The sequence below is a fragment of the Streptomyces sp. NP160 genome, assembly GCF_006335115.1.
Classification (GTDB): Bacteria; Actinomycetota; Actinomycetes; order Actinomycetales; family Quadrisphaeraceae; genus Quadrisphaera.
In genome coordinates, this window is record NZ_VDMJ01000021.1 from 28,035 (window position 1) to 53,374 (window position 25,340).

Here is a 25,340-nt window from a genome sequence, read left to right on the forward strand (position 1 = left end):
CACGGAAGGGGTGGGCGGCGTGAGCGACCTCATCGACACCACCGAGATGTACCTCAAGACCATCTTCGAGCTGGAGGAGGAGGGGACGGTCCCGCTGCGCGCGCGGATCGCCCAGCGCCTGCAGCAGAGCGGGCCCACCGTCTCCCAGACGGTGGCGCGGATGGAGCGCGACGGGCTCGTGGTGGTCAGCGGAGACCGGCACCTGGAGTTCACCGCGCACGGGCGCGAGCGCGCCACGCAGGTGATGCGCAAGCACCGCCTGGCCGAGCGGCTGCTCATCGACGTCATCGGCCTGGAGTGGGAGTACGTCCACGACGAGGCCTGCCGCTGGGAGCACGTCATGAGCGAGCGCGTCGAGCGCCGCCTGCTCGACCTGCTCGAGGCCCCCCGGGAGGACCCGTACGGCAACCCCATCCCGGGGCTGGCGGAGATCGGCGGCGTGGACGTCCCCGACACCCTCGACGGGCTGCGCACGCTCATGGCCGCCGCGTCCAGCGCCCCGGCCGAGGTGCAGGTGCGTCGCGTCGGTGAGCCGGCCCAGGCCGACACCGGCGCCATGCACCGCCTGTCCGCCCTGGGCCTGCGCCCCGGCGGCACCGTGCGCGTGCAGCGGGTGGCCGGTGGCGTGCTCGTGGGCGACCCCGGCGAGGTGCTGGCCGACGACGTGGCCGTCCACGTCTTCGTGACCGCCACCAGCTGACCGGCCCCGGCGCCGCGACCGCGAGAGTGTGACCCAGGTCACGTTTAGCCACGATCGCGAGTTCCCGGAACGCAGAGTCACGCGTCACTACTGTCAGTCCTGCCTCGAGAGACACCTCGCGAGGTCCGCACCGGGCGCTGAACCCTGCCACCGGGCGCGGTCGGGCGGACACCGCTGGCAGGGGCGGGGGACCCACGCACCACGGGGCTCCCAGGCGGAGCTCCTCGGGGTTAAGCGCGCACCCCGCCCGGTGACCCCGGGTGGTGCGCGCCGGGCGCAGACCTCGCCCGAACCCGACAGCTCACCCCGCAGGCGACGGAGAGGCCGAGTGGTCGAGATGTCCGCGAGCAGCCGGACCGCAGCGCGTCACCGCCGTGCCGTGCGCACCCGCACCCCGCTCACCGTGCTCGGCGACGCCGTCGCCACCAACGCGACCACCGTCGGCCGCCGCTCCGCCGTCATCGCCGTGAGCGGCGGGCTCCTCGTCACCATGGGCATGCCGGCCGTCGCCGCGACCTCCGACGCCCCGCAGGACCCCTCGACCACCACGCAGAGCGCGGTCGCCGGCTCCTCCTCGGTGAAGGCCTCCCCGAAGGCGCAGGTGAGCTTCGCGCTCACCTCCCTCACCACGGTCGACGCCGCGCAGTTCCAGCACGACGCGCAGGTCACCGCCGGTGAGCGCGCGGCCGTCGCCGAGCGCGCCTCGCGCGCCGCCGACAGGTTCCAGGCCGCCAAGGAGGCCCGCGAGGCCAGCCGCGTCGCGAGCACCGACTCCACCGCTGACGACCCGGACGTCGACCAGGGCCCCCCGGAGCCCAGCGACGACAGCTCCGCCGCCCCGGCCCCCAGCGCGAACACCGCCGGCGCCTCGGTGATCGACATCGCCAAGCGCTACACGGGCATCAAGTACCGCTTCGGCGGCACCACGCCCGCGGGCTTCGACTGCTCGGGCTTCGTCCGCTACGTCTACGCCCAGGTCGGCAAGGACCTGCCCCGCACCGCCTCGCAGCAGGCCACCGCCGGCACCCGCGTGTCCGCCTCCGAGGCCAAGGCCGGCGACATCATCAGCTTCACCGGCAAGGGCGGGATCTACCACAACGGGATCTACCTGGGGAACGGCAAGATGATCGACTCCCCGCGCTCGGGCAAGGCCATCGACGTCCGCGACGTCTGGTCCTCCTCGGTCGTCTTCACCCGCGTCGCCTGAGCCGCGCCCGGCGTGACCGGGTCGTGACGAGAACAGCGGGTGGAGCGCGGCCACCTCGGCCCGTGCGCGACGTACAGTTCCCCCGTGGTGCCGCCACATCCGCTGAGCGGGGCGCTCGCAGGTCCGAGCGTCCTGCGCAGCGCTGCGCCGAGCGGCCTGGCGTGCAGGCAGCGGCTCCACCATCCGCACCAGCACCACCACGGCAGTCCGCTGCCCGGCAGCAGCGCCAGGTGCAGCGCCGTGCGCAGCAGCGCGCGCCGCGCCACCAGCCCGGCCAGCCCCACCGCCCTGACCACGACAGGCGCCGTCCCCCGCGGGACGGCGCCTGTCGCCGTTCCGGGGCCCGTCAGCGAGCCCTTCCGATGACGCGCCGGTGCGTCCCCGCCCCGCGCCCCGAGCGCGAGCAGCACGACCTGCACGAGCCCGCTGACGATCCACGACGAGGAGGTGGCACCGTGAGGACCCTGGTGCTGAACGCCGGCTACGAGCCGCTGGCGGTGGTCCCGCTGCGCCGCGCGCTGGTCCTGGTGCTGGCCGGCAAGGCGAACGTCGTCGTCGCCGACGAGGTGCCCGTCGCGTCCACCACGGTGACGCTGCCCCGGCCCGCCGTCATCGTGCTCAACCGCTACGTGCGGGTGCCGTTCGGGCGGGCCGTGCCCGTCTCGCGCCGCGGTGTGCTGCGCCGCGACGGCCACCGCTGCGGCTACTGCGGCCGCCCGGCGTCCACCATCGACCACGTGCTGCCGCGCAGCCGCGGCGGGCGCGACACCTGGGAGAACCTCGTGGCCTGCTGCCTGCGCTGCAACGGGGTCAAGGGCGACCGGACCCCGGAGGAGATGGGCTGGCAGCTGCACGTGCGCCTGCGGGCGCCGCACGGCGCCGCGTGGCTGCTGCGCGGCAGCGAGCACCGCAGCCCCCTGTGGGGCGGGTACCTGCCCGAGCTCGACGCCGCCTGAGCGGGCGGGCCGGTGTCGCCGGCGCCGGCGGACGTGGGTGACAGTGGGGGCGTGCCCCTCACCAGCACCCGCCCCGAGATCACCGGCACCTTCGGCGCCGTCGCGTCCACGCACTGGCTCGCGAGCCAGACCGGCATGGCGGTGCTGGAGCGCGGCGGCAACGCCTTCGACGCCGCCGCGGCCGCCGGGTTCGTGCTGCAGGTGGTGGAGCCGCACCTCAACGGTCCGGGGGGCGACCTGCCGGTGGTGCTGTGGTCCGCGCAGGACCGGCAGGCCCACGTGGTGTGCGGCCAGGGCACCGTGCCGGCCGCCGCGACCCCGCAGGCCTTCGCCGACCTCGGCCTGACCGCCGTCCCCGGTTCCGGTCTGCTCGCCGCCACCGTGCCCGGCGTCTTCGGCGCGTGGGCGCTCCTGCTGCAGCGGTGGGGCACGTGGCGGCTGCGCGACGTGCTGGAGCCCGCCATCGGCTACGCCCGCCACGGCGCGCCCGTGCTGCCCCGCGTCGCCGCGACGCTCGCGTCGGTCACACCGCTGTACACGCAGGGCGAGGGCGCCTGGACCACCTCGGCCGCCACCTACCTGACCGGCGACGCCGGCGCGGCGCGCGCCCCGCAGCCCTGGTCGCGGCTGCGCCTCACGGCGCTGGCCGACACCTACGACCGCGTCGTCGCCGCCGCGGAGGCCGCCGGCTCCGACCGCGACGCCCAGTACGAGGCGGCGCGCGAGCACTGGTACCGCGGCGAGGTCGCCGACGCCGTCGACAGGTTCTGCTCCACCACCCGCTGGCGCGACGTCACCGGCGCCGTCCAGCCCGGCCTGCTGCGCGGCTCCGACCTCGCCGGCTGGGAGCCGACCGTGGAGGAGCCCGCGGTGGGGGAGTACCGCGGCGTGCAGGTGGCCAAGACCGGCACCTGGGGGCAGGGGCCGCTGCTGCTCCAGACGCTCGCGCTGCTCGACGGCCAGCTCGGAGCGGAGGGGGCCCCCGACCCGCTCGCCGAGGACGACGACGCGTGGGTGCACGCGTGCGCCGCCGCCTTCGACCTGGCCAGCGCCGACCGCGAGGCCTGGTACGGCGACCCGGTCGGCGCCGAGGAGGACGGCGTGGACGTGCCCGACGTCGCCGACCTCCTCGACCCCGCCTACACCGCGTCGCGGCGGGCGCTCCTGGGCGAGCGGGCTGACGCCGCCGGCCACGAGCTGCAGCCCGGCTGGCCCGGGGGCACCGCACGCCGGCTGCCGCAGCTGCCCGTGCCGCCGCGCGTGGCGGCGGTGGAGGACGGGGACGTCGCCTTCGGCGAGCCCACGGTCGACCGCCGGCCGGCCGCTGACGAGCAGGGACGGCGCACCGACCTCTCGCGCGAGGAGCTGGGCCGTGGTGACACGTGCCACGTCGACGTCGCCGACCGGTGGGGCAACCTCGTCTCGGCCACCCCCAGCGGCGGATGGCTGCAGAGCTCGCCCGTCATCCCCGAGCTCGGCTTCCCGCTCGGCACCCGCGCGCAGATGTGCTGGCTGCCGGCCGGAGCCGGGACCGCGGGGGTGACGGGCGGTGGCTCGCCGCGCTCGCGGGCGGCCGCGGCGCGGTGGGGCTCGGCGCTGGGCTCGACGCTGCGGCCGGGGCGCCGTCCCCGGACCACGCTGTCCCCGACGCTGCTGCTGCGCGACGGCGAGCCGTGGATGGCGGTCGGCACGCCGGGAGGTGACCAGCAGGACGCCTGGCAGGTGCCGTTCGTGCTGCGCCTCGTGCACGCCGCCGAGCGGGCCCGCGCGGGCGGGGAGGCGGTGGAGACGGCGCTGCAGGCCGCCGTCGACGCGCCGACCTTCCACACCGAGACCGCGCCGAGCTCGTTCTGGCCGCGGCAGGCGCTGCCCGGACGGCTGCTGCTGGAGGACCGGTTCGGGCCCGGCGTCGCCGAGGGACTGCGGCGGCGCGGCTGGGACGCGCACGTGGTGGACGGCTGGTCGCTGGGCCGCCTGTCGGCGGTGGCGCTCGACGGCGGGTGGGTCCGCGCGGCAGCGAACCCGCGCGGCGCCCAGGGCTACGCCGTCGGCCGCTGATCAGCGCTCGGGCAGGCGGGGGCCGGGCGGCGCGTCGGGCGTCAGGACGCCGGCCAGCGGGTCGCCGTCGGTGGCGAAGCGCTCCGCGGCCTCGCTCAGCGTCAGCTGGAACAGGTCGTCACCGACCTCGTCCCAGCTGCGCGGCACGGCCGCCTGGGGGTGCTCCCGGCCCCGCGGCGACCACGGCGTGATGGTGGTCTTGGCGCCGTTGTTCTGGCTCCAGTCCAGCAGCACCTTGCCGCGGCGCACCTCCTTCGCCATCACGGCGGTCACCCAGGGGTGGTCCTTCGCGAGGCCCTCGGCGAGCCGCTTGGCGTAGGCCGAGACGACGTCGCAGCCCTGCTGCCCGCTGATCGGCGCGTACAGCTGCATCCCCTTGCTGCCCGAGGTGACGGGGACGGCGACGAGCCCGTCGTCAGCGAGGCGCTCCGCCACGAGCACGGCCAGCTCCGAGCACTCCGCCAGGCCCGTCCCGGGCCCGGGGTCCAGGTCGACGACGAGCCGGTCGGGCGCCAGCCGCTCCCCGGGACCGCCGGCGTGGTCCAGCCGCCACTGCGGCGTGTGCAGCTCCAGCGCCGACAGGTTGGCCAGCCACACCAGGCCGGCCTCGTCGTCGACGAGCGGGTACGTCACGGGACCGCCCCGGCCGTCGTCGTCCTGGGAGGAGCCCCAGCGCCCGCCACCGGTGCCCTCCAGCTCCGCCGTGCGCACCCACCGCGGCGTGCCGGACGGCGCGTTCTTCTCGAAGAAGCGCGGACCGCCCACCCCCTGCGGCCACCGCACGCGCGTCACGGGCCGGTCGGCCAGCTGCGGCAGGAGCGCCGGGGCCACGTCGAGCACGTAGCTGACCAGCTCCGCCTTGGTGGTGGCCCGCCGGCCGGGCCCGCCGGGCCACAGCTCCCGGTCGAGGTGCGTGAGCTTCACGCGGCGCCCCGCGATCTCGACCACCTGCGCCGCCGCGTCCACCACGCGCCCAGCCTGCCCCAGCCGCGGCGGGACGACGACGGCCCCGCCACCTGCGGGAGGTGGCGGGGCCGTGCGTCAGGCCGAGGCTCAGGACGGGGGCATGAGCACGCCGTCGATGAGGTAGACGGTGGCGTTGGCGGTCTTCACGCCGCCGCAGATGACCTGGGCGCCGTTGACCTTGAGGTCGTCCGGCGTGCCGGTCACGTCGACCTGCTGGCCCTCGACGGTGGTCTGCATGCCGACGACCTGCTCGGGGGTGAGCTGGCCGGGCACCACGTGGTAGGTCAGGACCTTCTGCAGCAGCGCGGAGTCGGTCTTGAGCGTCTCGACGGTGGCCGGGTCGACCTTGGCGAACGCGTCGTCGACGGGCGCGAAGACGGTGAACTGGCTGCCGTTCAGCGTGTCGACGAGGTTGACGTTCGGGTTCAGCTGGCCGGAGACCGCGGAGACGAGGGTCTTCAGCAGCGGGTTGTTGCTGGCGGCGGTGGCCACGGGGGCGGTCGCCATGCCCTCGACCGAGCCGGCGCCGCTCGGCACCGCGGCGGCGTAGTCGGCGCAGCCCGGGCCCACGGGGCCGGACGCCATGGCGGCGTCGGAGGTCATCGAGTCCGAGGGGCTCATCGAGGAGGACTCCGAGGGCATCGCCGAGGAGGCCGCGTCGCTGGCCGCCGCGCCGGCGTCGGTCGACCCCCCACCGCAGGCGGCCAGGCCGAGCACGAGGAAGGCGCTGGCGGAGACGGAGAAGGCGGTGGTGAGGGAGCGCTTCATGGTTCTACCTCCGGGTCGGGCCGCCGGTCGGCGGCTCGGGCTTGCTGACACCGGGGGTTCGCAGCCGGTCACCGTGCGGATGGGTCACGATCAGGTCACGGGTTGTTCAACGCCCGATCGGCGCAGCGAGGCCCCGGCCTCCCACGCGGTGTGGGAGACCGGGGCCTCGTCGTCTCCGACCGGGGTTCGGAGCCCCCCGGCGCGCGGACTGGTGCTCCTGCGACCGCTGCGCGACTGCGCGGCTGCTGCGCGGCTACTGCACGGTCACGGACACGGAGTGCCAGCCGGTGGAGCCGTCCGGCGCCGGCGCGGCGCGCTCGCCGGTCTGCACCTGGCCGGTGCCGTCCGTCGCGCGCACCCGCAGCGTGTGGGGACCGGCGCCGACCGAGGAGGTGTCCCACGCGTACGACCACTGCCGCCACGTGTCCAGGCCGTCCTCGGCGGCCAGGGCCGCCTGCTGCCAGGGGCCGTCGTCGACCTGCACCTCCACCGCGCGGACGCCGCGGGTCTGCGCCCACGCCACGCCGCCCACCGCCACCGTCCCGCGCGCCACCTGGGCGAAGCCCTTCGGCACGTCGATGCGCGACGCCGTCTTGATGGGGCCCTCGGCGGACCATCCGCGGGTGGTCCAGTACGCGGTCGCGTCGGCGAAGCGGGTGACCTCCAGGTCGACCACCCACTTGGTGGCCGACACGAAGCCGTACAGGCCCGGCACCACCATGCGCACGGGGAAGCCGTGCTCCAGCGGCAGAGGCTCGCCGTTCATGCCCACCGCCAGCAGCGCCCCGCGGCCGGGGTCGGTGAGGGCGCCCAGCGGTGTGGAGGCGCTGAAGCCGTCGCTGCTGCGCGAGAGCACCATGTCCGCCCCGGCCTGGGGGCGCGCTCGCTCCAGGACCCCGGCGACCGGCACGCCCAGCCAGGTGGCGTTGCCGGCCAGCCCGCCGCCGACCTCGTTGGAGACGCAGGTCAGCGTCACCCGCTCCTCGGTCATGGGCATGGCGAGCAGCTCCTCGAAGGAGATCTCGACCTCCTCCTCGACCAGCCCGTGCACCCGCAGCGACCACGTGGCCGGGTCGATGGAGGGGACCGTCAGCGCGGTGTCGATGCGGTAGAAGTCGGCGTTGGGCGTCAGGTAGGGCGTGGTGCCGGCGACGCCGTTCGACACGCCGGCCGGGACGGGGGACGCCGGGGTGGCGGGGGCGGGCAGCCTCAGCGCGGACCGGGCGGCCACCGCGCTGCGCGCCGCCGAGCCCAGCGCCCGCCCGGCCGCTGCCGCCGCGGCCGCGCCGACGGCCACCCACGCCGTGAGCGCCAGCACGGCGCGCCGCGTCGGCGAGCCGGCCTCCGGGGTGTCGCGGTCGGCGGCCGCGTCCGCGGCGCGCAGCCTCTCGACGAGCAGCCGCAGCGCCACCCCGCCCACCGCGAAGCCCAGCACCGAGGGCGCCGCGTCGAAGGGACCCGCGCCGGCGCGCGTCACGGCGGCGCCCACCGCCACGGCGCCGAACAGCACCACGAGCGCCAGCCCCGCGCCGCGGCGCCACCGCTCGGCCACGCCGGCCAGCGCCGCGAGCAGCGCGATGACCAGGGCCATGGAGCCCAGCAGCACCAGCTTGTCGCTGGTGCCGAACAGGCGGACCGCCGTGTCCTTCAGCCACGGCGGCACCCTGTCGATGAAGGCCGACCCGATCGCCAGCACCGGCGCGGCCTCGGGCCGGACCAGCGCGGCGACCAGCTGCGCCACGCCCAGCGCGAGGCCCGCGGACACCACGCCCACCAGCGCGGCGACGCCGGTGGACGCGCTCGGCCGGCGGCCCGGGAGGCGGCGTCGGCGCTGGTCAGAGCCGACCGGCGTCGCAGCGGGTGAGGAGGTGGTGGCCATGGCTGGAGTTCGTCCCCCGGGTGGACTCGGATGGGTCAGCAGGGCTGGCGGTCACTCGGCCGGCCGCCGCACCCTGACCAGCATGCGCGCCATCTGGAAGGGAGCGGTGTCGTTCGGGCTCGTCAACGTGCCCGTCCGCGTGTACGCCGCCACGGGCACCAAGGACGTGTCCTTCCACCAGGTCCACGCCGCCGACGGCGGCCGCATCAAGTACCAGCGCACGTGCAGCGTCGACGGCGAGCCCGTCGCCTACGGCGACATCGCCAAGGGCTACGAGACCGAGGACGGCGACCTCGTCGTCCTGTCGGACGCCGACCTCGCCGCGCTGCCGCTCTCGACCGGCCGTGAGATCGAGGTCGTCGAGTTCGTGCCCGAGGCCCAGGTCGACCCGCTGATGTACGACAAGGCCTACTACCTCGAGCCCGAGAAGACCGCCGCCAAGCCGTACGCGCTGCTGCGCGAGGCGCTGACCGCCACCGAGCGGGTGGCCGTGGTCAAGGTGGCGCTGAGGCAGCGCGAGACCCTCGCGGTGCTGCGCGTGCGCGGTGACGTCATCTGCCTGCAGACCGTCCTGTGGCCCGACGAGGTCCGCGAGCCCGACTTCGAGGTGCTGGGCACCGACGTCACCCTCAAGCCCGCGGAGCTGGCGATGGCCTCCTCCCTGGTGGAGTCCCTGGCCGCCGACTTCGACCCCACCCAGTACGCCGACGGGTACCGCGAGGCCGTCCGGGCGCTGGTGGAGGAGAAGATCGCCTCCGGCGACGTGCGGCGCGCGCCCGCGGTGGCCGAGGGCTCCGGGAACGGCGACGGCGAGGTGGTCGACCTGCTGTCCGCGCTGCGCCGCAGCGTGGAGCGCGCCAAGGCGCGCCGCGGGGAGACCTCCGAGGGCGACGAGCCCGCCCCCGAGCCCGTGCCGACCCGCTCGACCACCCGCAAGCGCGGCGCCCCCACCAAGAAGGGGACCAGCAAGTCCGCCTGACCCGCCCGGCCGCGGCATGCTCGGGGCCGGAGGTGGTCGGGGTGCACAGGGTCGTCGTCCTCCTCGCGGCGGTCCTCGTCGCGCTGCTCGCCGGCTGCTCGTCCTCAGGAGCCGTCGACGGCGCGGAGCCTGCGCCCACGGCCGTGCCCGGGCTGAGCGCCGACCTCGTCCAGCAGCGCGCCGACGTCGAGGCCCGCCGCATCCAGGTGGAGCTCACGCTCGACAGCGGCGCGGCGCCCCTCGACGTCACGGGCCTGCAGCTGCGCAGCGCCGCCTTCCCCGGCGCGGCGCCCACGGGCCGGGCCGCGGCCGGCGTCCAGGTGCTGCCGGGGGCCGCCGTCGACCTCGCCGTCGACCTCGGACCCCCCTCCGCGTGCACCGCGCAGGAGGAACGGGACCCCGGCGGTGAGAGCTCCCCGCCGCTCCCGGCCACCGCCGTCCTGGCCCTCGCCGACGGCGCCTCCGCGGCCGTCGACCTGCCGGACGCCGATCGCCACCTGGCGCGCGCCCACGCCGAGGCGTGCGCGGTGGCCGCCGCGGCCGCCGTGGTCCCCGCCCGCTGGGACCCCGCCTGGACCACCACCGGCAGCGGCGCCGACCTGCGCGCGGTCGGGGTGCTGCACCTCGGGCCCGTCGCGCCGGGCGGCACCGCCGCGCTGGAGGGCGTCGGCAGCACGCCGCTGTTCCACTGGCACCTGCCTGGCGGTCCGGTGCGGTTGGGTGCGGGCCAGAGCGCCGACGTCGCCGTGGTGCTCGAGCCCGCCCGCTGCGACGCGCACGCCCTGGCCGACGACAAGCGCGGCTTCGGCCCGCAGCTCCAGCTGTCGCTCGACGGAGCCCCGGCGGTCCCCGTGCGGCTCTGGGTGCCCAGGCCCGACCGAGCGGTGGCCACCGGTGCGCTCGTCGGCGCCTGCGCGGGAGGTCCGTGACCACGAACAGGGGTGGGGTGGCGCCGCGGGGCGCTGCCGCGCAGGGTGTGGGCGTGGGGGAGCACCAGTGAGCCGCGTCGTCTCCGTGGCGCCCGTGCTGCCCGAGCACAGCTACCCCCAGGAGGAGATCACCGAGGCCCTCGTCGACCTCGTCTGCCCCCCGGGGTCGCCGGCCGCCGCGAAGGCGCCGCTCCTGCGCCGCCTGCACCGCTCCGGCGGCGTGCAGCGCCGTCACCTCGTCAGGCCGCCGCAGGAGTACGCCCGGCTCGGGGGCTTCACCGACGCCAACGACGCCTGGCTGCGCGACGGCGCCTCCCTGGCCCTGCGGGCCTGCCGCGACGCGCTGGCGCAGGCGGGCCTGGCCGCCGACGACGTCGACGTCGTCCTCTTCACCACCGTCACCGGGGTGTCGGCGCCGTCCCTGGACGCGCGCATCGCCGCCCCGCTGGGGCTGCGGCCCGACGTCAAGCGGCTGCCGCTGTTCGGCCTGGGCTGCGTGGCCGGCGCGTCGGGGCTGGCGCGCCTGCACGACCACCTCGCCGGGCACCCCGGCGACGTCGCCCTGCTGCTGTCCGTGGAGCTGTGCTCCCTGACGGTGCAGCGCGACGACCCCTCCACCGCCAACCTCGTGGCCTCCGGCCTCTTCGGCGACGGCGCGGCCGCCGCGGTGCTCGTGGGCGACGCGCGCGCCGCCGCGATGGGGCTGGACGCCAGGTCGCCGCGGGTCCTCGCCACCCGCAGCCACCTCTACCCGGGCACCACCGACGTCCTCGGCTGGGACGTCGGCGGGACGGGCTTCCGGATCGTGCTGTCCGCCTCGCTCGCCGACGTCGTCGAGGCCCACCTCGCCGAGGACGTCAAGCGCCTGCTCGCGCCGCTCGGGCTGGACCGGGACGACGTGACCCGCTGGGTCGCCCACCCCGGCGGCCCGAAGGTGCTCGAGGCCGCCTCCCGCGCGCTGGCCCTGGAGGAGGGGGCGCTGGCGCCCTCGTGGGCCTCGCTGGCGCGGGCGGGCAACCTCAGCTCCGCGTCCGTGCTGCACGTGCTCGCCGACGTCCTGGCCTCCGACCGCCCCGAGGAGCAGGACGACGGCGGGGCGCCGCAGCGCTGCGTGCTCTTCGCCCTCGGTCCGGGCTTCAGCGCCGAGCTGGTGCTCCTGGAGTGGGGCGGGGAGGAGCAGCGGTGAGCAGCGTCGGCTGGTACGCCCTGCTGCTGCTCGCCGTGGGCCTGTGGCGGCTGGTGGAGCTGGTCATCAGCGCGCGCAACCGCGCGTGGGCGCTGCAGCGCGGCGGCGTGGAGACCGGGCAGGGGCACTTCCCCGCCATGGCCGCCCTGCACACGGCGCTGCTGGTGGGCTGCCTGGTGGAGGTGGTCGTGGCCGACCGGCCCTTCGTGCCGGTGCTCGGCTGGACGATGGTCGCGGTGCTCGTGGTGACGCAGGCCCTGCGGATGTGGTGCATGCACGCGCTCGGACGGCAGTGGAACACCCGCGTGGTGGTGGTGCCGGGCATGCCGCGGGTGACGTCCGGGCCGTACCGCCTGCGGTGGCTGCCGCACCCCAACTACCTCGTGGTGGTGGTCGAGGGCCTCGCGCTGCCGCTCGTGCACACGGCGTGGGTGACGGCGGTGGTGTTCACGGTGCTCAACGCGGTGCTCCTGCTGCGCTTCCGGATCCCCGCCGAGGAGGCCGCGCTGGCCCGGCTCCACGACGCCCGGGCCTGACGCCGTGGCCGCCCGGGTGGTCGACCTGGCCGTGGTCGGCGGCGGGCCGGTCGGCCTGGCCGCGGCCCTGCGGGCCGTCGCGGCCGGGCTCGACGCGGTGGTGGTGGAGCCGCGCGCGCGGCCGGCGGGCGGCGGGGCGGCCACCGGCCTGGAGGTGGTCGACAAGGCCTGCGGGGAGGGCCTGCTCCCGGGGGCGCTCGCCGAGGTCCTGGCGCTGGGCGCCGACCCGCCCGGGGCCCCGCTGACCGGCATCACGTACGTGCAGGACGGCGACGGCGCGGCGGCCGGCCGCGCGGTCTCCCACGACTTCACCGCCGGGGCTGGGCGCGGCGTGCGCCGCACCGCGCTGCACGCCGCGCTCGCGGAGCGCGCCGCCGCCGCGGGGGTCCCGCTGCTGGCGGGCCGGGTGGTCGAGCTGGTGCAGGACGGCGCACGCGTGCAGCTCGACGTCGCCGTCCCCGGCGCGGCGGGGGTCGAGCCGCTGGTGGCGCGGTGGGTGGTGGGTGCCGACGGCCTGCACTCCGGGGTGCGGCGCGCGGCGGGCCTGGAGGCCCCCGCGCGCGGGGGAGCGGTGCGCTTCGGGGTGCGGCGGCACGCCGCGCTGGTGCCGTGGAGCTCGCACGTGGAGGTGCACTGGGGTCGCGGGGTGGAGGGGTACGTCACGCCGGTGGGGCCGCGCGAGGTGGGCGTCGCGGTGCTGGGGCCGCGCGGGACGACCTTCACCGAGGGGCTCGAGCAGCTGCCCGCCCTCGCGCACCGGCTGGGGGGAGCGCCGTGGACGACCGCAGCGCGGGGCGCGGGGCCGCTGCGCCAGCGCGTGCGGGCGGTGGCCTCGGGGCGGGTGCTGCTGGCCGGGGACGCCGCGGGCTACGTCGACGCGCTGACGGGTGAGGGGCTGCGGGTGGGCCTGGCGTCGGCGCGGCTGGCGGTGGAGGCCGTGACCGGCGAGCGAGCCCGCCGGGTGGCCGACGCGTACGCGGCGGCGTGGGCGCGCGAGACCAGGGCGCACCGGGCGCTGACGGCGGGTCTGCTGGCGGCGGCCGAGCTCCGTCCGCTGCGCGCAGCGCTGGTGCCGGTGGCCGCGGCGGCGCCCGGGGTCTTCGGTGCCGTGGTCGATCGACTGGCGCGGTGATCGTTACGGACGAGACCTGTGTGACGTGAGGGACGGGTGGGTTTTAGGTAACGGTTGTGTTGCGATCAGTCACGAAACAGTCACGGCGCGCTTGAGCTGCGCTCGAACGGGGCATCCGCAGAATCATGATGTGGATGGCCCTGGCCCTTCCCCCGCTGCTCCTCCCCGCGCTGATGGGCTTCTCGCGGTACGAGGCGCGGATGATGACCTCCTCCCGCGTGCGCTCGGAGCGCGCCGCCGACTGACGCGGCCCGCTGCGGCGGCCACCAGCACCACCGCGGCGGCCACCGCCCACACCACCGCGAGCACCTGCGCGTAGTCGGTGGGGTGGACCGAGGGGTTGCGCGGCCCCTGGGCACGCGCCACCAGGCCCGGCACCGCCACCAGGGCGGTGGTCCCCGCCACGGCGGCCGCGGCCACCGCCACCCGGTGGGCCTGGCGCGACCCACCCACCAGCCGCAGCAGGCCCCGCCCCACCACCGCCACCGCCGGGGCGAGGAGCACGTCGTGCAGGACCACGGCGGCGAGCAGCCACAGCAGCGCCCCCACCAGCGGCCCGCGGTCGAGCACCCGGCCCGCCACCACGCCCACCAGCACCAGCAGGACGCCGAGGACCCCCGCCGCCAGGCGCGCGCCCCGGCCCCGCGGCCACCCGGTCACGACAGCACCTCCACCCGCCGGACCCACTTGGTCTGCAGCACGCCCGGGCGGCCCGGGGCGATGACGCGGGCGGGGTGTCCGTGGTCCAGGTGCAGCGGCTCACCGCCCAGCGCCAGCGCCAGCAGCGTCCGGGGGTCCTGGGCGTAGGCGCCCCTCATGAGGCTGGTGCGGTACCCGCCCCGCACCTGCAGGCTCGACACCCGCACGTCGCTGCCGGCCGGTGCCCCGACCAGCGCCAGCAGCTCGCGCAGCCGCACCCCGGACCAGTCGGCGTCCTGGCTCCACCCCTCGACGCAGGCGATCGGCAGGCGCGCGCCGGTCTGGGGCATGGCCCGCAGCTCCTCGAGGGTGAGCAGCACCAGGGCGCCCCGGCGCTCGTCGACGACCTCCAGGCGCCAGTCCGCAGAGACGGCGGTCTGCAGCACACCGGCCTCCCGCGCCGTCCGGTTCACCGGGAGCCCCTGCGGCCCGACCCCCGGGCGGCGCGGTGACAGCAGGGCCAGCGGTGCCAGCGCGGGCAGCGACTGGCCCACGGTCAGCAGCACCGTCGCCGCGGTCGCCGCTCCCACCGCCGTCAGCGCGGTGCGCCGCGCCACGGCCTCCTCGTCGTCCTCGTCGTCCTCGTCGTCCGCGTCCTCGTCCTGGGCCGACGGAGCGCGCCAGGAGCCGGCGATGACCGGCAGCTTGACGGCCACGTGCAGCACCACGCTGCCGAGCAGGACCCAGGAGAGCGCGAGGTGGACCGGCTTGAACGAGAAGGGGAAGGCGTACCACTGGGCGGTGTTCATGACGCCGGTCGCCAGCTGCAGCAGGGCGGTGGCCACGAGCACGAGCACCGACAGCCGCTCCAGGACCGAGCGCACGCCGGTGACCGGAGGCCACGCGAACAGCCGCGGGTAGACCGCCCACAGCTTGCCCAGCAGCACCGGGACCAGGGCCAGCCCGACCGCCACGTGCACGCCCTGCGTGGCGCGGTACAGCCACACCGGGCGCGGGGACAGCGGCAGCCACGCCGGCTGCTCCTGCACGAGGTGGCTGAACAGGCCGGTGGCGAAGCACACGACCACCCCCGCTCCCAGCAGCCGGCCCAGCACCACGGCGGTGCGGGGGCTGCGGCCCGGGGAGCTCGCCCGCCGCTGCAGCTCGCGCACCAGCGGCTCGGCGCGGTCCACCAGGCGCGTGCTCGTCACGCGACCAGGGAACACCCCGGGGCGCCGCCGCGCCGTCGGAACGGTCGCGTGCGACAGTGCCGGGATGCCCGATGACCTCCTGGTGGTGACCGGTGGCGCCGGCTTCATCGGTTCCGCGGTGGTGCGCGCCGCCTTCGCCGGCGGGTGGCGGGTGCGCGTGCTGGACTCCGGCCGGCCCGACGTGCACGGCAGGCCCCCGACGCAGGCCGACCTGCCCGACGGCGTGGAGCTGGTGGTGGGCGACGTCCGCGACGCGCGGACCCTCGACGCCGTCCTCGCCGGGGCGACGGCCGTCAGCCACCAGGCGGCCAAGGTGGGCCTGGGGGTGGACCTGCAGGACGCCCCCGACTACGCCGAGACCAACGTGACGGGCACCGCGCAGCTGGTGGCGGCCATGGCGCGCGCGGACGTCGGGCGCCTGGTCCTGGCCTCCTCGATGGTCGTCTACGGCGAGGGCGCCTACCGGCGGCCCAGCGACGGCGCCGCGGTCCGCCCGGCCCCCCGGGACGAGGCGGACCTGGCAGCGGGTCGCTTCGACCCGCGCGACCCGGCCACGGGGGAGGAGCTCGAGCCCGACGTCGTCACCGAGGACGCCCGCCTCGACCCGCGCAGCACCTACGCGCTCACCAAGCTGACCCAGGAGCACCTGGCGGCGGTGTGGGCGCGCGAGACCGGCGGGCGCGTCGCCGCCCTGCGCTACCACAACGTCTACGGGCCGGGCATGCCCCGCGACACCCCCTACGCGGGCGTCGCCGCGATCTTCCGCTCGGCGCTGGAGCACGGCCGGGCGCCCCGGGTCTTCGAGGACGGCGCCCAGCGCCGCGACCTCGTGCACGTCGACGACGTCGCCCGCGCGGGGGTGGCGGCGCTGGCCTGGACGGCGCACGCCCCCGCCGGCACGAGCCGCGCCTTCAACACCGGCAGCGGGACGGTCACCACCGTCCTCGAGCTCGCCACCGCGCTGTCCGAGGCGCTCGGAGGCCCGCCGCCGGAGGTCACCGGCGCGTTCAGGGCCGGTGACGTCCGGCACGTGACGGCGTCCTCCCAGCGCGCGGCCGCCGAGCTGGGGTGGCGCGCCGCCGTGCCGGTCTCCGAGGGCCTGCGCGAGTTCGCCGTCGCGCCGCTGCGCGCGTGAGCGTCCCGCAGCCGCCCGGCGGCGGGGTCCGCGTCGACGTGGTGCTGCCCTGCCTGGACGAGGCCGGCGCCCTGCCGGGGGTGCTGGCGGAGCTGGCGGCCCTGGGACCGGAGTACTCCGCCGTCGTCGTCGACAACGGCTCGACCGACGGCACCGCCGAGGTCGCCCGGGCCGCCGGCGCCCGCGTGGTGGTGCAGCCCGTGCGCGGCTTCGGCTCGGCCTGCCACGCGGGCCTCGAGGCCGCGACCGCCCCCCTGGTCGCCTTCTGCGACGCCGACGGCAGCCTGGACCTCGGCGAGCTGCCCCGCCTGGTGGCGCTGGTCGACGCCGGGGCGGCCGACCTCGTCCTGGGCCGGCGGCGCGCCACCAGCCGCTCCGCCTGGCCGCTGCACGCCCGGGTGGCCGGCGCCGCGCTGTCGGTGCTGGTGCGGATGCGGCTCGGGCTGCGCCTGCACGACCTCGGGCCGATGCGCGTGGCCCGCCGGGCGGACCTGCTGGCGCTGGACCTGCGCGACCGGCGCAGCGGCTACCCGCTGGAGGCCGTCGCGCGGGCGGTGCGGGCGGGCCTGCGGGTGGCGGAGGTCGACGTCGCCTACCGCCCCCGGACGGGCCGCTCGAAGGTCACCGGCACGGTGCGCGGCACCGTGGGCGCCGTGCGTGACATGAGCCGCGTGCTCGCGGCAGCCGAGGGGGGACGCCGATGACGGGTGAGGGACCAGCGCTGGTGGTGGTCGCGAAGGAGTGCGTGCCGGGGCACGTCAAGACACGGCTGGCACCGGCGCTGGGGCCCGAGGGCGCCGCGCGGGTGGCGGAGGCGAGCCTGCTCGACACCCTCGAGGCCGTCGACCTCACGGCCGACGGCGCTCCCGGGGTGCGCCGCGTCCTGTTCCTGCAGGGCAGCCCGCCGCGGGCCGCGCAGCTGGACGGGTGGGAGGTCCTCGAGCAGCCGGCCGGCGGGCTGGACGAGCGGCTCGGGCACCTGCTCGACGTGGTGGCCGGGCCGCTCCTGCTCGTGGGCATGGACACCCCCCAGCTGCGCCCGGAGGACCTCGCCCCGGCGCTCGGGCTGCTGCTGGGCCGGGAGCGGCCCGGGGGCGCCTGGTTCGGGCCGGCGGCCGACGGAGGCTTCTGGGCCCTCGGCCTGGGCCCCCGGCCCGCTCGCGGCGACCTCGTCCGCGGCGTGCCCATGTCGCAGGAGGACACCGGCGCCCGCCAGCTGGACCGGCTGCTCGGGGCCGGCCTGCGGGTCGGGCTGCTGGGGGAGCTGCGGGACGTCGACACCCCTGACGACCTCGCCGCCGTCAGCGCCCTCGCCCCCGCCACCCGCACCGCCAGGGCGTGGGCGCGGTCCGTCGCGGGTGCGGCGGCAGGCGCCTCGTGAGCCACCTCGCCGACGCGCTCCGCCCCGGGCCACCGGTCTTCGGCGAGGGCTGCGACGAGCCCTACCGCCGGCACCTGCGGAGCCGGCGGTCCGGGCGGCTCCACCTGCACCGGTCCTCGCCACCGGGGGACGGCGGGCAGCGCCGGGAGACGGGGACGAGCTGGGAGCTCGACACCCTCCGGGCGCCCGCCGACAGCGCCGACACCAGCGCCATCGCCGGCGTCGAGGGCCCGCTCCTCGACGTCGGGTGCGGGCCGGGGCGGATGGTCCGCGCCGCCCTGCACCACGGCCTGGAGGCCCTCGGCGTGGACGTCGCCCCGGAGGCCGCGCAGGCGTGCGCCGACCGCGGCGCCCGCGCGGTGCGCGGGTCGGTCTTCGACGCCCTGCCCCGCGAGGGCCACTGGCGCACGGTGCTGCTCATGGACGGCAACCTCGGCATCGGCGGCGACCCGGGCGCCCTGTTCGCCCGCTGCGCGGACCTCCTCGCCCCCGGCGGGGTGCTGGTGGTGGAGGCCGACGCCGACGAGCACGCCGACGAGGACGGCTGGTTCGTCGTCGTCGACGACGACGGCGCCAGCAGCGCCCCGTTCCGCTGGGCGCGCCTGGGTCTGCGGGCGCTGCGCACGGCGCTGCACCGCAGCGGCTTCGAGGAGGTCGAGGTCCGGCGGGCCGGTGCGCGCTGCTTCGTGCACGCGGGGTGGCAGCGGTGAGCCGGGCGGCGGTCCTCGACCCCGTGGCGACGGGCCGGGCGCCGCTGGTCGGGCTGCTCGCCACGCTGCTGCTGGTGGCGGCCGGTGTCCTGGTGCCCCTGCTGACCGGGTGGCAGGTCCACCCCCGCGACGACGACCTCGGGTTCGCCCCCACCCACGGGATCTGGCAGCCGGGCCTGGGCGTCGGCACACCGGTGGCGCTGGCGCTCGCCGTGGCGGGCGTCCGCTGGGGCCCGCGGCTGGCCCAGCGCCTGCCCTGGGGGCGGCTGCTGCTGGTCAGCGCCGTCGCGGCGGCCGCCTGGATGCTCGCGCTCGCGCTGGTGGACGGGCCCTCCGGCCTCACCCGCGCGCTGGGCAACCGCTGGGAGTACCTGCCCACGGCGCGCGAGGTGACCTCCGTGCCCGAGCTGCTGTCCACCTTCACCGCGCGCATCCCGTACTCCGCGGCGCCCGACAACTGGGTCACGCACGTCGCCGGCCACCCGCCCGGGGCGCTGCTGTTCTTCGTCGCCCTCGTGCGGCTCGGGCTGGGCGGTGACCTCGCCGCCGGTCTGGTGGTCACGGCCGTGGCGGCCACGACGGTGCCCGCGGTGCTCGTGGCCCTGCGCGCCCTGGGGGCGCCGACGGCGGCCCGGGCAGCGGCGCCCTACCTGGTGCTCAGCCCCGCGGCCGTCTACCTCTGCGTCAGCGCCGACGCCGTCTTCACCGCGACCGCGGCCTGGGGCCTGGCCACCCTCGCACTGGCGACCACGGCGCGCGCGGCGTCCGCGCGCACGGCCTGGGCGGTGCTGGCGGGCCTGCTGCTGGGCACCTGCGTGACCTTCTCCTACGGCCTGCCCCTGCTCGGGACGCTGTGCCTGGCCGTCCTCGCGGCCGGGCGCCGCTGGACGCCGCTGCCCGTGGCCGCGGTGTCGGCCCTCGTCCCCCTCCTGCTCCTGCTCGCGGGCGGGTACGCCATCTGGGAGGCCTACCCGGTGCTGGTGGAGCGGTACTGGGACGGCATCGCCTCCCGGCGGCCCGCCGCCTACTGGAGCTGGGGCAACCTGGCCGCGCTCGCGGTGAGCGCCGGACCGCTGGTGGGCGCTGGGCTGGCCGCCGCAGGGAGGTGGGGCCGCGAGGTGACGGCGGCCGGCGACGGCGCAGCACGGGAGCGGCGTGCGGTGGTGCTGCTCGTGGCGGGCGCCGCCGCCTTCGTCCTGCTGGCCTCGCTGTCGCAGATGAGCAAGGGGGAGGTCGAGCGGATCTGGCTGCCCGTCGTCCCGTGGATGGCGCTGGCGCTGCTCGCCCTGCCGCCCCGGTGGGCCGGACCGGCCCTCGCCGGCCAGGTCGCGTGGGCCCTCGTGGTGCAGCACCTGCTCTACACGAGCTGGTGACACCACGGAGTGCCCCAGGCGGGACTCGAACCCGCGACCTACCGCTTAGGAGGCGGTTGCTCTTCCGCTGAGCTACCAGGGCGCGGGTCCCAGCGTAGCCGGGTGGAGCCCCGTCCCCGCCGCGCAGGACGCCGCGGTCGCGACGCACCGTTCGGTCGTGCTGACCACGTCCGCGGCGCACTAGCCTTTCCGAGTGACTCAAGGGCTGATGGGCGTGGCGGGTGGTGCTGCTGGTGCCGGGGCGGCACCGGGTGCAGGGCAGCAGCCGTCGTCCACCCCGTCGCCGGAGGGCGACGGCGGGCGCCCCGACGCACCGGCGCCGCCCGCCGGCGGTGCCGGCCAGCTCGCCGGCCCCGGTGGTCCGGCCGCCCCGGCCGCCCCGGCCGCCCCGGCCGCCCCGAGGGGAGGGCGCCCCGTGCCCGCCACCGGCCGGCGCGCCGTCCCCGGCGGCCGCCCCGGCGCGAGCGCCCTCGAGCGGGCCCTCGCGGGCTGGCGCACCGAGCTGGCCTCCCTCGGCGGCCCCGAACCGCTCATGACCGCGGAGGACCTGCGCGACGGGTCCCTCGAGCTCGCCTCGGCCCACCCCTCCGGCGTCGCCCTGCTCCTGGCCGGCCGTCCCACGCGCCTGTCCCACCTCTTCCGCGAGGCGGGAGCGCTCGAGGAGGCGCGCCGGCGGGCGCGCGCCATCCGCGGCGAGGCGTCCGCCCTCGCCGACGAGCACGGCCTGCAGGCCTGCGTCCTGGCCGTCGGGCTCGCCTCCTGGCACGACGAGGCCACCGGCCTCACCGTGAGCACCCCGCTGCTGCTGCGCCCGGCCGAGCTGCACGCCCGCGGCTCCGGCCCGGTGGACTACGAGATCGGCCTGGGTGGCCCGGTGCGCACCAACCCGGCGCTCGTGCGGGAGCTGCAGCGCCGCGGCGTGCCCGTCGACCCGGCCGGTCTGGCGGCCCTGTCGGTGCACGCCCACGGCTTCGACCCCGCTCCCGCGCTGGAGCGCCTGCGCTCCCTGACCCGCGTCTCGGCCCCCGACATCCAGGTCAAGCCCGGTCTGCTCGTGACGGTCCTGGTGGACGTGGCCAGGTCCCTCGTGGCCGAGCTGGACCGGGCCGGCGACGAGCTGGCCGGCTCCGACGTCGCCCTGGCGCTGGCCGGCGACGCCCCCGCGCGCACGCGGCTGCAGAGCCCGGGCGCCGCCGTCGAGCTCCCCGAGGGCGCCCGCGGGGTGGACCCGGACGACGTGCAGGTGCTCCCGCTGGACGCCTCCCAGCGGCGGGTGCTCGACACCGTGCTCGCGGGCCGCTCCGTGCGCGTGGAGGCCGGCCCCGGCACCGGGGCCACCCAGGTGGCGGCCACCACCGTGGCGGCGCTGGCCGCCACCGGCCGCAGCGTGCTGCTCGTGGCCGGCCAGCAGCAGGAGGCCGAGGACGTCGCCCGCCGGCTGGCGGCCCGCGGGCTCGGTGACCTCCTCGTCGACGCGACCGGGTCGGTGGACCCGAACAGCACCGGCCCCCTGCCGGTGATTCCGGTGGACGCGCCCGCGCCCGCTCCCGCTGTCGCGGGGGGCGACGGGGACGTGGTGGCCGCGCTGGGGCGCCACCGCGCCGCGCTGCACACCCGCCGCGGCCCCTGGGGGGTGTCCGCGCTGGAGGCGATGGCGGCCCTCGCCGTCCTGCCGCCCGGGCCCGACCCGGTGCGCCTGGCCCCGGCCGCGCTGCGCGCGATGGACGCCGCCGAGCGCGAGAAGGCCGCGGTGGAGCTGCGGGAGGCGGTGGACCTCGGCGCCCTGTCGGCGCGCGTGGGCGACACCGCGTGGTCGGGGGCGGCGCTGGCCGACCGCGCCCAGGCCGCCGAGGCCCTCGACGAGGCGCGCGCCCTGCGCGACGACCTGCTGCCCGCCCTGCGCCGCCAGGCCACCGTGCTGGCCGGCGGCAGCGGCCTGCGGGTGCCGGGCTGCGTGGCCGACGCCCAGGCCCAGCTCGACCTGCTGGCGCGCGTGCGCGACTGCCTCGACTCCTTCCTGCCCGCGGTCTTCGACAGGCCCCTGACGCCGCTCATCGACGCGACCGCGCCGCCGGCGCAGCGGGCCGCCGGCCCGCGCTACGGCGTCTTCGAGCGCCGCCGCCTCGAGCGCGCCGCGCGGGAGCTGGTGCGCCCCGGCGTGGTCCTCGACGACCTCCACGGCGCCCTCGTCGACGCCGAGCGCGCCCGCCTCGACTGGGAGGCCTGGCGCGCCCAGGACGCGGCCGGCGCCCCGCCGCGCGTGCCGCAGGGCGTCCCCGCGGCCGAGGTGGTGCTCGACCAGGTGGTCGCGCAGGTCAGCGCCCTGTCCGCCGTGCTCGCCCCCACCACGGGCGGGGGCGGGCTCGCCGACGAGCCGTGGCACGCCCTCACCGAGCGGCTCGGGGCGCTGGTGGCCGACTCCGGCACCCTGGCCGACCTGCCGCAGCGCGCGCAGCTGCTCGCCGTCCTCGAGCGCCGCGGCCTGGTGCCGCTGCTGGAGGAGGCGCGCCGCCGCGGCCTCGACCCCGACCAGGCCGTGGTGGAGCTGCGCCGCTCCTGGTGGCGGTCGGTGCTGGACACGCTCGTGGCCGCAGACCCCGCCCTGGGCGCGCTCGACGCCGTCGGCCACGCCGAGGCCAGCGCCGCCCTCGCCGCCCGCGAGAAGCAGCGCCGCGCCGCCGCGGTCCACCGCGTGCGCGGGGCCACGGCCCTGTCGGCCAGCGCCCCGTGCCGCGTGAGCGGCCCGCTCGCCCTCTCGGTCGAGCTCGCCTCGCAGCGCCGCTACGACGTGGTGCTGGTGCTCGCCGCCCACCGCGTCGGGGTGCCCGAGGCCGTGCTCGCCGCCTCCGCGGGCCGCCAGCTGGTGGTGGTCGGTGACCCCGGCGGCCCCACGCCGGTGCGCGTGGCGCCCCGCCGCTCCGACGAGGCGCCCCTGCCGCGCGGCTCGCGGCGCAGCGTCTTCGACGCCCTGGAGCAGGTGCTGCCCACCGTCCGCCTCGCCTGGCAGCACCGGATGCCGCTGCAGCTGGCGGCGCTGGCCAGCGCCGTGCCCGGCACCACCACGGGGGAGCGGGCCGTGCCCTGCCCGCCCGGTCGCCCGCCGGTGCGGCTGCGCCGCGTCAGCGACGTCACCGGCCGCCCCGACGCCGACGGCGTGGTGAACAGCCCGGACGGCGAGGTCGCGGCGGTGGTCGACCTCGTGCTCAGCCACGTGCGCGACCACCCGAACGAGTCGCTCGCGGTGGTGGCGCTGACCCGGCCGCACGCGCGCCGCATCGCCGACGCGGTCCGCGCCGCACTGCCGGCCCGCCCCGAGCTGGCGGCCTTCCTGCGGCGCCGCCGCCGCGAGAGCTTCGTGGTGACCGACGTCGAGCGCTGCGCCGACACCGTGCGCGACGCGGTGGTCTTCTCGGTCGGCCTGGGCGTCACCCCCCTCGGCCGCTTCGTGCACCGCTTCGGGCCCCTCGACGACGCCGACGGCCACCGCTGGCTCGCGTCGGTGCTCACCCGGGCCCGCAAGCGGCTCACCGTGGTCAGCTGCGTGGCGGGGGAGGTGCTGGAGGCCTCGCAGTGCACCTCCACCGGCGCCTCCGCCCTGCGGGAGCTGCTGCTGTCCCTGGAGGAGCCCCCGGCCACGGACCCGTTGGAGCCGCTGCGCGCCCTCGGGGCGCGGCGTGGCCCGCTGGCCGAGGCGCCGGCTCCGGACCCGCTGCTGGCGCGCCTGTCCGACCGCCTCGGCGGACGCGGTGCGCGGGCGCTCGTCACCGGCTCGGTGCCCGACGTGGTGGTGCTCCCGGCGGGGGCTGACGGCCCGGCCGTGGCCGTGCTCACCGACATCCCCGCCGGTACCGACGACGACCCGGTGGGCGACCTCGTCCAGCGCGAGCTCGTGGTGCCCGAGCAGCTCGGGCACTTGGGCTGGGGGGTGGTGCGGGTCAGCGCCCGGGAGCTCTTCGACGACCCGACCGGGCCCGTCGCGGCCGTCCTGCGCGAGCTCTCCAGCGGTGCCTGACCCCACCTCGACCGGCGGCCCTGCGGGTGGGGGACGCCGCCCGGGGCGCGCGAGGCGCCGCGTGGTGGCGCCCCCGACCGGTGCCCCCGGCGAGGAGGTGGAGGCACCGACGCTGCGCGAGCCCGGTCCTCGCGCCACCCCGGCTCCCGGCGGTTCCGAGGACGCGCGGCGCTGGGCGGCTGAGGCGGAGCGGCTGCTCGCCGACCGCCCGCCCCACTGGGGTTAGGCCGCGACGCGCCGTCGCCCCCTTCTCCTCACCGCGGCCGCGGGCTGGCGTGCGGCAAGATCGCGACGTCCGACGAGTACGCCGCCCGCGCCCAGACCCGCTGAGGGCCGCGTCAGGCAGACCGGGCGAGCACGACGCCGCCGTCCGCCGTGGCCGCGGCCACGCGGGCGGCGGCGTCGTCGTCCAGCGCCAGGACCACCGAGGTGCCGCCGCTGCCGCCGGCGAGCAGGCCCGTGGTGAGCGGGTCGGTGCTGACCACCAGCACCGTCGCGCTGCGGACGAGCAGCCCGCTGGCGGGCGCGGTGCCCTCCTCGTCCTCCGGGACCGCCGGAGCCTCGGGTGCGGCGGCCAGCACCGCGACCCGCGCACCGGCGACCACCAGCCCGTCCGGCAGCGGTGAGGTCACCGCCACCGGCACGGCCACCTGACCGGGGGCGAGGGACGCGAGCACGTCGCCGCCGCTGAGGCGGACGTCGGTGATGACCTCGCCGGCGCGCACGGGGGCGGCCAGGCGGGCGTCCGCGGCGCGCCCGGAGGCGTCGACGTCGGCGGGCCCCAGGGCGCCGGAGGGCACGGCCGAGGGCGGGAGGACGGCCACCCGCGAGCCCGCGGCGACCGCGGCGCCGGCCGGCAGGTCGTCCGCGGCCACGAGCACCGGCACCCCGCCCCCGGTCTCCTCGTGGGGCACCAGCGCCGTCACGCCCAGCGCTGTCGCGCAGGCCAGCAGCACGGCGGCCAGCGGCCGGCGGGAGCGCCGCAGGGCCCGGCGCAGCCTCCGGCGCGCCGCACCCGGCGCGGGGGAGGACGGGGCGGTGCGCCGCTGCGGGGGCGGCCAGGCGGTGGTGGTCATCGCGGCAGCGTGCCGGCGGGCCCGACCGCCGCGCGGTGACCGGACCGCCGCCTGTGGACGGACGGGCCGCCCAGGCCGCCTGTGGGCGCACGACAGCACGACGCCCCGCCCGGTGGGAGCACCGGGCGGGGCGTCAGGCCGTCAGGAGGACGACGAGGAGGAGCTGCTGGCGGGCGCGGAGCTGCTGCTCGCCGAGCTGGAGCCGGAGCTCGAGGAGCTGCCGCTGGACGGCGTCGAGGACGAGCTGGACGAGCTGGACGAGCTGTCGCTGGAGCCGGTCGAGCTCGACGAGCCGCCCTTGCCCTCGGAGCGGGAGTCGGTGCGGTAGAAGCCGCTGCCCTTGAACACCACGCCCACGGCGTCGAAGCGCTTGCGCAGGCGACCGGAGCACTCCGGGCACTCCGTCAGCGCTGCGTCGGAGAACGACTGCCGCACCTCGAGGCTGTGGTCGCAGGCGGTGCAGGTGTAGGCGTACGTGGGCACGCTGGAGCTCCTCGGTTCACGACG

Annotated in this window: 23 protein-coding genes and 1 tRNA gene; 16 read left to right on the forward strand and 8 right to left on the reverse strand. The window is 77.8% G+C overall.

Going from position 1 to position 25,340, the window contains the following annotated elements; genetic code table 11:
- Positions 1 to 19 precede the first annotated feature (19 nt).
- The 4 genes from FHN55_RS12005 to FHN55_RS12020 all read left to right on the forward strand — a co-directional run bounded on the left by FHN55_RS12005 (position 20) and on the right by FHN55_RS12020 (position 4,921).
- Complete coding sequence (locus FHN55_RS12005; protein ID WP_139712558.1) at positions 20 to 700, forward strand: metal-dependent transcriptional regulator; 681 nt, start codon at positions 20 to 22, stop codon at positions 698 to 700.
- Positions 701 to 1,079: 379 nt separating this feature from the next.
- Positions 1,080 to 1,907 carry a C40 family peptidase gene (locus FHN55_RS12010; RefSeq protein ID WP_139712559.1) on the forward strand — a complete coding sequence of 276 codons (828 nt, stop codon included), beginning with the start codon at positions 1,080 to 1,082 and terminating at the stop codon, positions 1,905 to 1,907.
- Between the two features lie 455 nt (positions 1,908 to 2,362).
- Positions 2,363 to 2,863 (forward strand): HNH endonuclease, encoded by a 501-nt coding sequence (locus FHN55_RS12015; RefSeq protein WP_139712560.1) that lies wholly within the window; start codon positions 2,363 to 2,365, stop codon positions 2,861 to 2,863.
- 51 nt (positions 2,864 to 2,914) lie between these two features.
- Positions 2,915 to 4,921, forward strand: a complete 2,007-nt coding sequence (locus FHN55_RS12020) for a gamma-glutamyltransferase family protein (protein WP_257570918.1) — start codon at positions 2,915 to 2,917, stop codon at positions 4,919 to 4,921.
- On the opposite strand, the gene ligD is transcribed toward FHN55_RS12020, so the two are convergent.
- The 3 genes from ligD to FHN55_RS12035 form a co-directional block, all read right to left on the reverse strand.
- Positions 4,922 to 5,890, reverse strand: coding sequence for a non-homologous end-joining DNA ligase (gene ligD, locus FHN55_RS12025; RefSeq protein ID WP_218974609.1), 969 nt, complete (start codon positions 5,888 to 5,890; stop codon positions 4,922 to 4,924).
- Between the two features lie 84 nt (positions 5,891 to 5,974).
- Entirely contained in the window at positions 5,975 to 6,655 is a 681-nt protein-coding gene (locus FHN55_RS12030) for a fasciclin domain-containing protein (protein WP_139712561.1), read from the reverse strand.
- Positions 6,656 to 6,908: 253 nt separating this feature from the next.
- A complete protein-coding gene (locus FHN55_RS12035; protein WP_139712562.1) occupies positions 6,909 to 8,534 on the reverse strand; it encodes a molybdopterin-dependent oxidoreductase in 1,626 nt (541 codons plus the stop codon).
- Between the two features lie 82 nt (positions 8,535 to 8,616).
- On the opposite strand from FHN55_RS12035, the gene FHN55_RS12040 reads away from it, so the two are divergent.
- The 5 genes from FHN55_RS12040 to FHN55_RS12060 all read left to right on the forward strand — a co-directional run bounded on the left by FHN55_RS12040 (position 8,617) and on the right by FHN55_RS12060 (position 13,296).
- The gene (locus FHN55_RS12040; RefSeq protein WP_139712563.1) at positions 8,617 to 9,513 is read left to right on the forward strand and encodes a Ku protein; all 897 of its coding nucleotides are present in this window, start codon (positions 8,617 to 8,619) and stop codon (positions 9,511 to 9,513) included.
- A 41-nt stretch (positions 9,514 to 9,554) separates the two neighbouring features.
- Positions 9,555 to 10,442 carry a hypothetical protein gene (locus FHN55_RS12045; protein ID WP_139712564.1) on the forward strand — a complete coding sequence of 296 codons (888 nt, stop codon included), beginning with the start codon at positions 9,555 to 9,557 and terminating at the stop codon, positions 10,440 to 10,442.
- A 67-nt stretch (positions 10,443 to 10,509) separates the two neighbouring features.
- Positions 10,510 to 11,628, forward strand: coding sequence for a type III polyketide synthase (locus FHN55_RS12050; protein ID WP_139712565.1), 1,119 nt, complete (start codon positions 10,510 to 10,512; stop codon positions 11,626 to 11,628).
- On the forward strand, positions 11,625 to 12,164 hold the full coding sequence (locus FHN55_RS12055; protein ID WP_139712566.1) for an isoprenylcysteine carboxyl methyltransferase family protein: 540 nt from the start codon (positions 11,625 to 11,627) through the stop codon (positions 12,162 to 12,164). Before FHN55_RS12050 ends, FHN55_RS12055 begins: the two co-directional genes overlap by 4 nt.
- Before the next feature lie 16 nt (positions 12,165 to 12,180).
- Complete coding sequence (locus tag FHN55_RS12060) at positions 12,181 to 13,296, forward strand: FAD-dependent monooxygenase (RefSeq protein ID WP_218974616.1); 1,116 nt, start codon at positions 12,181 to 12,183, stop codon at positions 13,294 to 13,296.
- 123 nt (positions 13,297 to 13,419) lie between these two features.
- Here the strand turns inward: FHN55_RS12060 and FHN55_RS12065 are convergent, their stop codons facing one another.
- Positions 13,420 to 13,956, reverse strand: coding sequence for a hypothetical protein (locus tag FHN55_RS12065; RefSeq protein WP_180357798.1), 537 nt, complete (start codon positions 13,954 to 13,956; stop codon positions 13,420 to 13,422).
- A complete protein-coding gene (locus tag FHN55_RS12070; RefSeq protein ID WP_257570919.1) occupies positions 13,953 to 15,146 on the reverse strand; it encodes a molybdopterin-dependent oxidoreductase in 1,194 nt (397 codons plus the stop codon). The genes FHN55_RS12065 and FHN55_RS12070 overlap by 4 nt, the downstream gene beginning before the upstream one ends.
- 64 nt (positions 15,147 to 15,210) lie before the next feature.
- On the opposite strand from FHN55_RS12070, the gene FHN55_RS12075 reads away from it, so the two are divergent.
- The 5 genes from FHN55_RS12075 to FHN55_RS12095 are packed head-to-tail and all read left to right on the forward strand — an operon-like array spanning position 15,211 to position 19,745.
- Positions 15,211 to 16,281 carry an NAD-dependent epimerase/dehydratase family protein gene (locus tag FHN55_RS12075; protein ID WP_139712570.1) on the forward strand — a complete coding sequence of 357 codons (1,071 nt, stop codon included), beginning with the start codon at positions 15,211 to 15,213 and terminating at the stop codon, positions 16,279 to 16,281.
- On the forward strand, positions 16,278 to 16,985 hold the full coding sequence (locus tag FHN55_RS12080; RefSeq protein WP_139712571.1) for a glycosyltransferase family 2 protein: 708 nt from the start codon (positions 16,278 to 16,280) through the stop codon (positions 16,983 to 16,985). The genes FHN55_RS12075 and FHN55_RS12080 overlap by 4 nt, the downstream gene beginning before the upstream one ends.
- Positions 16,982 to 17,662, forward strand: coding sequence for a DUF2064 domain-containing protein (locus FHN55_RS12085; RefSeq protein ID WP_139712572.1), 681 nt, complete (start codon positions 16,982 to 16,984; stop codon positions 17,660 to 17,662). The genes FHN55_RS12080 and FHN55_RS12085 overlap by 4 nt, the downstream gene beginning before the upstream one ends.
- Positions 17,659 to 18,372 (forward strand): bifunctional 2-polyprenyl-6-hydroxyphenol methylase/3-demethylubiquinol 3-O-methyltransferase UbiG, encoded by a 714-nt coding sequence (locus FHN55_RS12090; protein ID WP_139712573.1) that lies wholly within the window; start codon positions 17,659 to 17,661, stop codon positions 18,370 to 18,372. Before FHN55_RS12085 ends, FHN55_RS12090 begins: the two co-directional genes overlap by 4 nt.
- Positions 18,369 to 19,745 (forward strand): hypothetical protein, encoded by a 1,377-nt coding sequence (locus tag FHN55_RS12095; protein WP_218974610.1) that lies wholly within the window; start codon positions 18,369 to 18,371, stop codon positions 19,743 to 19,745. The genes FHN55_RS12090 and FHN55_RS12095 overlap by 4 nt, the downstream gene beginning before the upstream one ends.
- A gap of 10 nt (positions 19,746 to 19,755) precedes the next feature.
- Here FHN55_RS12095 and FHN55_RS12100 read toward each other — a convergent pair.
- Positions 19,756 to 19,827: transfer RNA gene (locus FHN55_RS12100), tRNA-Arg, on the reverse strand.
- A 111-nt stretch (positions 19,828 to 19,938) separates the two neighbouring features.
- Between FHN55_RS12100 and FHN55_RS12105 the strand changes: the two genes are divergently transcribed.
- Both FHN55_RS12105 and FHN55_RS22715 read left to right on the forward strand, forming a co-directional pair.
- Positions 19,939 to 23,757, forward strand: coding sequence for a DNA2/NAM7 family helicase (locus tag FHN55_RS12105; protein ID WP_139712575.1), 3,819 nt, complete (start codon positions 19,939 to 19,941; stop codon positions 23,755 to 23,757).
- Positions 23,758 to 23,821: 64 nt separating this feature from the next.
- Positions 23,822 to 23,983, forward strand: coding sequence for a hypothetical protein (locus FHN55_RS22715; RefSeq protein WP_180357799.1), 162 nt, complete (start codon positions 23,822 to 23,824; stop codon positions 23,981 to 23,983).
- A 112-nt stretch (positions 23,984 to 24,095) separates the two neighbouring features.
- Here the strand turns inward: FHN55_RS22715 and FHN55_RS12110 are convergent, their stop codons facing one another.
- Both FHN55_RS12110 and FHN55_RS12115 read right to left on the reverse strand, forming a co-directional pair.
- On the reverse strand, positions 24,096 to 24,833 hold the full coding sequence (locus tag FHN55_RS12110; protein ID WP_139712576.1) for an SAF domain-containing protein: 738 nt from the start codon (positions 24,831 to 24,833) through the stop codon (positions 24,096 to 24,098).
- 141 nt (positions 24,834 to 24,974) lie between these two features.
- Complete coding sequence (locus FHN55_RS12115) at positions 24,975 to 25,316, reverse strand: FmdB family zinc ribbon protein (protein ID WP_139712577.1); 342 nt, start codon at positions 25,314 to 25,316, stop codon at positions 24,975 to 24,977.
- Between the last annotated feature and the right edge of the window lie 24 nt (positions 25,317 to 25,340).